The 926-nt window shown below is 71.0% G+C and carries 1 pseudogene; it reads right to left on the reverse strand.

Annotation, left to right across the window (positions count from 1 at the left end):
- Positions 1-421: 421 nt before the first annotated feature.
- Positions 422-926: pseudogene (locus O3W51_RS48190) on the reverse strand (hypothetical protein); the annotation flags it as partial.

Here is a 926-nt window from a genome sequence, read left to right on the forward strand (position 1 = left end):
CCGGGCCGGAGCCGTCCCGGAAGGCCGTGGTGGCGGGGTGGTGCGGACGCTGGAGGCGTTCCTTCCGCTTCGCCCGGACTGTGGCGAGTCGGGCGGAATGCGGGGCATCGAAGTTGGCGCCGGACACCAAAACGCCGCTCAACGGCGATCGCGCAGCGGCGCGGTTCGCTGGAGCGGCGGGGGAAATCTGACTTACGCTGGTCAACGCAACGTGTCCTGTCGGTGTCAACGACCGAATGGGATGCGGCGAGTCAGGGCTCCTACACCCTGGCTCGTGCATTTGAGGGGCTGATCTTGCCCCATGTGGCCGCCTCTTGTGGGGGCGACTCGCAGTAAGGGCCCCGCCGATCTCCGGATTGGCGGGGCCCCTCTGCGTTCTACAGGAGGTCCGGGTCCGGGTCCGACGGCCGCAAAAGCGCGATCATCGTTCGCCCCTCTCGTACCTCTCCACGTCGCCGAACGGGTCATCCGGGTCCCAGCCGTCCGAGTCCGCTCCGGACTGCTCCACCTCGAATACGACCGGCTCCGCCCGGTTCTCGGCGGCGCTGCGCTGGCTGGGCTCGGTGCGAGGCGCGTTGGCGAGCCAGGGGAACGGGCGGGTGGTGTCGGCTGCCTTGAACACGCGGGTAGCGGCTCCGTCCGGGGCGTCGGGCAGGGGGTAGACCCGGGCGCCCTTCAGCGAGGCGAGGAGCCGGGCGCCGTGGTGCTCGCAGCCGTCCGCGCCGTTGTTGTGCGCGTCGAGCACGGTCACGACGGGCGGTCCGTCGCACGGAGTCGGGTCCTCGTGGTGGGCGGCGGCGCACCGGTCGGTGGTCATGGTGTGTCCCTTCGGGGTGCTGGTGATCGGGAGGTACGGGGCGCCGTACTCGGGGGTCGGGCGGCTGGTCACGAGGCGACCCCCATAAGGATCTCGGTCTGGCCGGGGA

It is taken from the genome of Streptomyces sp. H39-C1 (assembly GCF_027158125.1).
Classification (GTDB): Bacteria; Actinomycetota; Actinomycetes; order Streptomycetales; family Streptomycetaceae; genus Actinacidiphila; species Actinacidiphila fildesensis.